Here is a 7,237-nt window from a genome sequence, read left to right on the forward strand (position 1 = left end):
AAGGATAATGGATAGTGCTTAGATTGTCAAAATAGGGTCAAACGTTCAACGTTAAAACGTTTTGTGGGCCACCACATAGCCAATTTTTGATTGCCAGTTGACCACTTGCCCCAGTAGTTGGCTTTCAAAGACACCTTTTAAGCTTTTCATTTCCGCCAGGGTCAGCCCGGCCCCGCCTGTTTTTTGGCGCAGATGCTGGGCAAAAGAAGGGCGTTCGGTGTGCGTATCCTGGTTAAACCAGCGCTCTATTTGCTCCGGGCCAATCTGTAATTGTGAAACAAGCGTCTCTTCGGTTACGTTCACGTTTAACAGCCCCGCCTCGGTCAGAATTGTTTTTAAATCGGCCCCATCCCAGTTGACCATAGAGTCGGCCGGGTTGGTGTAGATGGCCTCTTCGGCGGCAACAATACGTTCAACCAAGTCGGGAGCCAGGGCCGAGAGGTCAAGCAATTGGTATAACCGTTGCGTGTGTTTGGGCACAGTTTCGGCCAGAACCAGCCGCCCTTCAGGTTTAAGCAAAGCGGCGATGATTTGCGCCGCCGCCCTTTTATCGGCCAGACGGGTAAAGGTGTTGCGCCCAATAATCACGTTAAAGGATAAGGGGGCATCATTGGCCGTGGCTTTGATCAGTTCCGGCAAATCAAATACGGCTCCGGCCAAAATCACCGGGCGTTCCAATTTATCCAAATTGTTGGCCTGCTGAATGAGGGCCTGGGCCGTTTGTTCGTTGGCCGCCAAGGCCCACACCCCGCCAACTGCCGCCCGGCGCACCGCTTCCCAGGTCAACAACCCACTTCCTCCATTCAAGTCTAGTAGCAGGTCGTGTCGCTCTACTTTAGCCAGGGCAAAAATTCGGTCGCGGATTTGCCCCAGTTGTTGGCCCACATTGCTCAAGGTCCGCTGTAGCCAGCGATTTTGCGCCGCCGGGCCTTTGCCCGCCCGGCCCACGGCCAACATTGGCGATAGTTCCGCTTCCAGCATGGCGGCCAACTGTTCCTCTCGCTGGCGGGAGACCTGGGCCTGGATAGAGGCTTCATACCCCTGGTGGCCGGGTTGATAAAAAACCCGGCCTTGCAATGTGTCGGGCAAATATTGTTGGGCCACCCAATGGTCGCGGTAGGCGTGGGGGTAAAGATAACCGGCGCCGTGGCCAAAATCTTGGGAGTCGCGGCTGCTATCGCGCAAATGGTTGGGCACGTCGGCCTCACGCTCTTGCTCCACCATGGCCAGGGCGTCAAAAAAGGCCATAGCGGAATTGCTTTTGGGCGCAGTGGCCAGGTAGAGGCAGGCTTCGGCCAGGTGAAAGCGGCCTTCGGGCAGGCCCACGTAATCAAACGCCTGCGCTGCCGATACAACCACGCGCAAGGCATGGGGATCGGCCAGGCCCACGTCTTCCCCGGCAAAAATAATCATCCGCCGGAAAATGAAGCGGGGGTCCTCGCCGGCATAAACCATTTTGGCCAACCAGTAGAGGGCGGCGTCGGGGTCGGAGCCGCGCAGCGACTTGATGAAGGCGGAAATGGTGTCAAAATGGGCGTCGCCATCTTTATCATACAACACCGCCCGGCGCTGGATAGACTCCTCGGCTACCGCGGTGGTGATGTTGATCACGCCGTACTCGTCGGGCGGGGTGGTTTCCACGGCCAATTCAAGGGCGTTCAATACGCCCCGGGCATCGCCGTTGGCCACATTGACCAGGTGTTCCAGGGCTTCGTCGGTTAAATTGACCTTGAGCCGGCCATAACCCCGTTCCTTGTCGGCCAGGGCTTGCCAGGCAATGGCCCGCAGGTCGCCTTCATTCAGGCTGCGCAATTGAAATATGCGCGAGCGCGAGACCAGGGCTTTGATGACTTCAAAATAGGGGTTTTCGGTGGTGGCCCCAATCAGAATGACCGTGCCGTTTTCCACGTGCGGCAGCAGCGCGTCTTGTTGGGCCTTGTTGAAGCGATGCACTTCGTCAATGAATAAAATAGTTTTTTGACCTAACATGCCCCGTTTGTCTTTAGCCGTGGCAATGGCTTCGCGAATGTCCTTGACCCCACTCAAGACGGCGTTGAGGGCAATAAAGTGGGCGTGGGTGGTATTGGCGATGATGCGGGCCAGGGTGGTTTTGCCCGTGCCCGGCGGGCCGTAGAAGATGATTGAAGAAAGCTGGTCGGCCTGGATGGCCCGGCGCAGCAACCGCCCCGGCCCCACAATGTGTTCCTGGCCAATGAATTCGTCCAGGGTGCGGGGACGCATGCGGGCGGCCAGCGGCGCTTCTTTTTCCAGTTGTTGTTGGCGAGAGTATTCAAACAAATCCATAGCAGGGATATTTTAGCACAGAATGGGGGAGAGGGGTAAGATTTGGGGGGTAAAAATATATCCTTAACGCGCTGTTTGGCCGTGGCAATGTTTGAACTTACGCCCGCTGCCGCACGGACAAAGATCGTTGCGTTTGGCCCGGGCAAAGGCGGCCTGCCGCTGTGTTTCTTCCACTGCCAGAATTTGCATGATTTCAGCCGGAGGACGTTGGCGGCGCAGCAGGTCGGCCATAATCCGCATGGGGCGGTCAATGTGTTGAAAGAAGGCTTTATAACCGGCGCAGAGGTAATTTAAGCCCGGCTCGCCGTCGGGTGTATTGAGGAGGCGGTTTTTGGGGCACCCCCCGTTGCAGGCAAAACGAACTGCACATTCCCGGCAGTAACGGGGCAGCAGGTCCTGTTTATCCCGGCCAAACTTACGCTGCTTGTCCGAGGCCACCAGTTCTATCAGGGGTGTGTCTGTGATGTTGCCCAGAAAATAGTTTGGCTCCACAAAGTGGTCGCAGGCGTACAAATCGCCGGTGTGCTCCAGGACCGGGGCATTGCCGCAAGTAGGCGCAAAAACACATAAGGAAGGGATCGTGCCCAGCCACGCGCCCAAAGCCACGTCAAAAATTTGCACAAAGATGCGGCCCACGTCCCGTTTGACCCACTCGTCAAAGATTTGAATCAGAAAGTTGCCGTACAACTCCGCCGTCACTGATCTAGCGGTGACTTTGTGGCCTTCTTGAAAACCGGTCTGATTATCCCGTTCCACAATGGGGATGAACTGGATGAATTCCGCCCCCAATTCGTCCCGGAAAAAGCGGTACACCTCCAGGGGATGGCCGGCGTTGGCGGCGTGAACGGTGGCAAGAATGTTGTAATCAACTTTGTGCTTTTGCAAAAACTGCAAACCCCGCATCACCTGGTTAAATGAACCTTGCCCGCTTTTGGCCACCCGGTAGGCGTTGTGTAGTTTGCGGGGGCCGTCAATGCTGATGCCGATGAGGAAGTTGTGCGCCTTAAAAAATTCGCTCCATTCGTCGTCCAGTTTGGTGCCGTTGGTTTGCATGGCGTATTGAAGGGTCTGGTGCGGCTTTTTGTATTTTTCGGCCAATTCTACCGACCGGCGGAAGAAATCTACTCCCATGAGGGTCGGTTCACCGCCCTGCCAGGAGATGGTGACTTCTGGCCCCGGTTGAGTCTCAAGATATTGGCGTAGGTATTGCTCCAGCACGTCATCGGGCATGCGGAAACGGCTGCCGGGATAGAGGGCTTCTTTTGAAAGAAAAAAACAGTATTTGCAACCCAGATTACAGATGGCGCCGGTGGGTTTGGCCAAAAGATGGCAGGCGGGCGGCGCGGGGGCAATTGACACGGGGAATCTTCCTAGGGTTATCTCTGCGCTATGGAACTATTCCGGCTCGGTATCCGTAGAAGGCGGGTTGGATTCCGATGTTGGCGGTGACGCAACCCGGCCCCATAACTGCCGGATTTTGTCTATCATTTTGTCCGGCGCCGGCCATGAAGCCTCCGGTTGTTCGGGCGTTGCTTCAGGCGGAAAAGGGTCTTCTCCCAAGACCTTGCGGTATAAATAACTGACGGTCTCTTTGATTGAAGCAATAATCGGCGCGGCCAACAGCGCTCCTAAAATGCCCCATACTGTTGCGCCAACAATAACCCCGATAAAAACGAGCAGCGGATGCAAGTCTACGGCATCCCCCAACACTTTGGGCACAATGAGATTATTTTCCAGGGCCTGCACAAGCATATATAAACCAATGACAATTAAGGCAAAAACAAAATTATTGACACCCAAATAAGTGGAGCCTTGCAGCAGCGCCACAATAACGGCCGGGATAGCGGCCAACGTTGGCCCCAGGTTAGGAATGATTTCCAGCAACCCGGCAATAATGCCCAGGGCAAAAGCGCCGGGCAAACCGATAATTGTTCCCCCCAGCCAGACCAACCCGCCTACAACCACCATCAGTAACACCTGGCCTTTAAAGAAACGTTCCCAAACCACTCTGAGCCGGTTGAGCAGCATGGCCATTTCAGGGCGGTAGATTGGGGGCGTGATGTTCAAAAACCAGTTATACAAACGATGCGCATGGAGATTAAAATAGACCGCCGACAAAATCATAAAAACAAAAGATATGATGCCGGAAAGAACGGAGCCAATCACTCCCACGGCGACCCCATAGCTGGTGGTAAACACGGACCCCAGAGAGTTCATAATAACCGATAGCGATGGGGCTTGCGGAGTAATGACAGGGCTGGTATTTTGGATAGCGGCTAACATCGGGTTAATGATATAATCAAGATTAATCCCATAGCCCATTATATGGGGTGGAAATGCTTTGAGGCCCAATAACGTATTTTCTAACCATCTCAGACTGCTATCAAACAAAATCTGATAATCAAGCCCCAGTAAAAAATTAACCGCATCAACAATAGGCGGCACAAAGATTAAAGGGGCCAGGAGAATAATAATGGTGGCCAACAGATACGTTAGCAAAACCGATACACCCCAGGGGACCTTAAGCCGGTAGTGAAGAAAACTGATGATGGGGCGCACTAAAAAAGCAATCAGCGCCCCAATGATGAGCAGAGGGATAACCGAGCGAGCCAGATACAACACGTAAAGGCCAAATAAGGCCAGGCCAATCCCAACAATATATTTGGTGGTTAATTTCCATTCTGTACTCATTGCCCGCTCCGTTTAGAGGGATATGATCGTGCTCGTGGGTAAATTATAAACTTATTCTTTTGAACGCGCTATTTATTGGTACAAACATTACAAAAATGTAGCAGCCTGGTAAATACGAACCCGACAATGAAGATTATTGTGTATTTGGCGGTCACTTTTGAGCGGGGTTTATCTCAGAGGCAATTCGTGATATAATTTGGGGGCAATGAATAATTTGTCATTCGGGGGCCGACGATGAGCGCCATTTCAATTTCTCGGCAAATGGCCAGTAAAGGGGATGAATTGGCCCAACAAGTTGCCGGGCAACTCAACTGGCGACTGGTTGGGTATGAACTAATCAATCAGGCTGCCCTGGCCGCCGGCGCGTCACACGTGGCCCTGGCCGAAATTGACGAACTGGGCTTTTTTAACCTGAAGCCCACCACCAAAGAACGGCAGGCTTATCAAGGCCAGGTTGAGCACATTATGCAAGAATTGGTCAGCGAAGGGCAGGTCATTATCCTGGGGCGAGGCGGGCAAGTTATTCTGCACAACCACCCCCGGGTGTTGCACGTGCGGGTAGTGGCTCCCCTGGAAGTGCGCGTGGCCTGGCTGCAACATGAGAAACAATTCCCGCCCGATGTAGCCCGCATCTGCCTGGCCCAGAGCGACCGGGTTCGGACGCGCTATTTATGGAAAAATTACGGCAAGCACCTGGATGATCCAACCCTTTACCATCTGGTTATCAACACCGGCCTGTTAACCTTGCCTCAAGCCGTCAATTTGGTGGTGCAGACGTACCGGGAGTTGGAAACCCCCAATACCACACCGGCCAGCCCTTGAATCCAATCCAGACGAGATAACCCTATGACAGACGACGTTCTCCCAGAAGTAGTGTTTGCCCACCCCAGCGAAGCAGAGTTTGCCCGTATCCTGGATTTTTACCAGGTTCGTTGGGAATATGAGCCAAAAACCTTTGCCCTACAGTGGGACGGCGAAGGTAAGATGGTGGAAGCCTTTAGCCCCGACTTTTACCTGCCGGACCAGGACTTATACATTGAGTTGACCACCATGGAACAAAGACTCATGACCAAAAAACACCGGAAACTGCGCCGGTTACGCAAGCTTTACCCCAACATTAATATCAAGCTCCTCAATCGCTCCGATTTTAAGGCCATGATGATCAAATATGGACTGGACGACGATGAAGCCCTGATTGGCCCCCAGCCCCAGAGCCTGAATAAAGGAGAATGACCGTGCCCCCTTCCCTCCCCTGGCCCGGCGACATCGGGCCAATCCTGCTCACCGAAGCCCAAATTCAGCAGCGGGTGGCCGAGTTGGGCAGCCAAATTAGCCACGACTATGCTGGCAAAGATTTAGTGGTTATTGGGATTCTAAAGGGGGTGTTTTTTTTTATGGCCGACTTGCTCCGGGCCATCACCATCCCGGTTACGGTTGACTTCCTGGCCATTTCTCGTTACGGCCCCACCGAGCAAACGCATGGTGTAGTTAGACTGACCAAAGATCTGAGCGAACCGTTGGCCGGCCGGCACGTCCTTTTCCTTGAGGATATTATTGACTCCGGCTTCACCACTCACTTTATTATGCGCACCATCAGCCTGCGCGAACCGGCCAGCCTGAACGTGTGTATTTTACTCAATCGCCCTCGCCGCCGCATTATTGACATTGACCCGGCCTACGTTGGTTTTGAGATCCCCGATTATTACGTGGTCGGCTATGGCCTTGATTTTAAAGAGCGTTACCGGAATTTGCCCTATATTGTCAAATACGAGCCAGAATAGGAAGCGCAAGATTGAGAAAAATAAAAAAAGCCCTGTCATATCCCAGGGCTTTTTTGTTTAAAATTTATAGAGGGCCCCGACTAACCTTCTCATCCCCTTGTTTTAGTAACTTACTTACTTTTGAGTTTCCTCAAAAGACCCCTGTTTAAACTTTCAACTAAAATTCTTTAGCTGCTTTCTGGTTTTCCGGCATTTCTGCCGTTTCCCCAGTTTACGTTTGACGCCTGTTTCCAGGTCGGCTCACCTGTTTATTAGGGTTATTTTTCGGTTACTTTTTAAAGGATTTTCCAATTCTTCGGAACCCTCTAGTACTAAGTTACCATATTTATGGGCCCAAGTCAATACCCCAACCTTAAAATTTTTCATTCAATTTTTGGGGATGGTTCACAATTTAGTTGACACTTTTTTGAGCACGAAATAAAAATTGGTCGTTAAAATTTATCGGGTCCAGGCTATTTTCT

At 52.5% G+C, this 7,237-nt stretch carries 6 protein-coding genes; 3 read left to right on the forward strand and 3 right to left on the reverse strand.

Annotated features, from left to right (window positions below; genetic code table 11):
* Window positions 1-51 precede the first annotated feature (51 nt).
* The 3 genes from JW953_21160 to JW953_21170 form a co-directional block, all read right to left on the reverse strand.
* Window positions 52-2,304, reverse strand: a complete 2,253-nt coding sequence (locus JW953_21160) for an AAA family ATPase (protein ID MBN1995212.1) — start codon at window positions 2,302-2,304, stop codon at window positions 52-54.
* A 63-nt stretch (window positions 2,305-2,367) separates the two neighbouring features.
* Entirely contained in the window at window positions 2,368-3,663 is a 1,296-nt protein-coding gene (locus JW953_21165; GenBank protein ID MBN1995213.1) for an anaerobic sulfatase maturase, read from the reverse strand.
* 36 nt (window positions 3,664-3,699) lie between these two features.
* Window positions 3,700-4,995 carry an AI-2E family transporter gene (locus JW953_21170; protein MBN1995214.1) on the reverse strand — a complete coding sequence of 432 codons (1,296 nt, stop codon included), beginning with the start codon at window positions 4,993-4,995 and terminating at the stop codon, window positions 3,700-3,702.
* A 234-nt stretch (window positions 4,996-5,229) separates the two neighbouring features.
* Here JW953_21170 and JW953_21175 point away from each other — a divergent pair, with 234 nt between their 5' ends.
* The 3 genes from JW953_21175 to hpt are packed head-to-tail and all read left to right on the forward strand — an operon-like array spanning window position 5,230 to window position 6,776.
* Window positions 5,230-5,817: a cytidylate kinase-like family protein gene (locus tag JW953_21175; GenBank protein ID MBN1995215.1), complete on the forward strand. Its 588-nt coding sequence runs from the start codon at window positions 5,230-5,232 to the stop codon at window positions 5,815-5,817.
* Between the two features lie 24 nt (window positions 5,818-5,841).
* A complete protein-coding gene (locus JW953_21180; GenBank protein MBN1995216.1) occupies window positions 5,842-6,228 on the forward strand; it encodes a hypothetical protein in 387 nt (128 codons plus the stop codon).
* Window positions 6,225-6,776 (forward strand): hypoxanthine phosphoribosyltransferase, encoded by a 552-nt coding sequence (hpt, locus tag JW953_21185; GenBank protein MBN1995217.1) that lies wholly within the window; start codon window positions 6,225-6,227, stop codon window positions 6,774-6,776. The genes JW953_21180 and hpt overlap by 4 nt, the downstream gene beginning before the upstream one ends.
* Window positions 6,777-7,237 lie beyond the last annotated feature (461 nt).

It is taken from the genome of Anaerolineae bacterium (genome assembly GCA_016931895.1).
GTDB lineage: Bacteria > Chloroflexota > Anaerolineae > 4572-78 > J111 > JAFGNV01.

What these genes read in the sequence shown, in the direction of transcription:
- JW953_21170 (MBN1995214.1), bottom strand. Translation starts at nt 4,995, where the DNA reads ATGAGTACAGAATGGAAATTAACCACCAAATATATTGTTGGGATTGGC.
- JW953_21180 (MBN1995216.1), top strand. Translation starts at nt 5,842, where the DNA reads ATGACAGACGACGTTCTCCCAGAAGTAGTGTTTGCCCACCCCAGCGAA.
- JW953_21175 (MBN1995215.1), top strand. Translation starts at nt 5,230, where the DNA reads ATGAGCGCCATTTCAATTTCTCGGCAAATGGCCAGTAAAGGGGATGAA.
- JW953_21160 (MBN1995212.1), bottom strand. Translation starts at nt 2,304, where the DNA reads ATGGATTTGTTTGAATACTCTCGCCAACAACAACTGGAAAAAGAAGCG.
- hpt (MBN1995217.1), top strand. Translation starts at nt 6,225, where the DNA reads ATGACCGTGCCCCCTTCCCTCCCCTGGCCCGGCGACATCGGGCCAATC.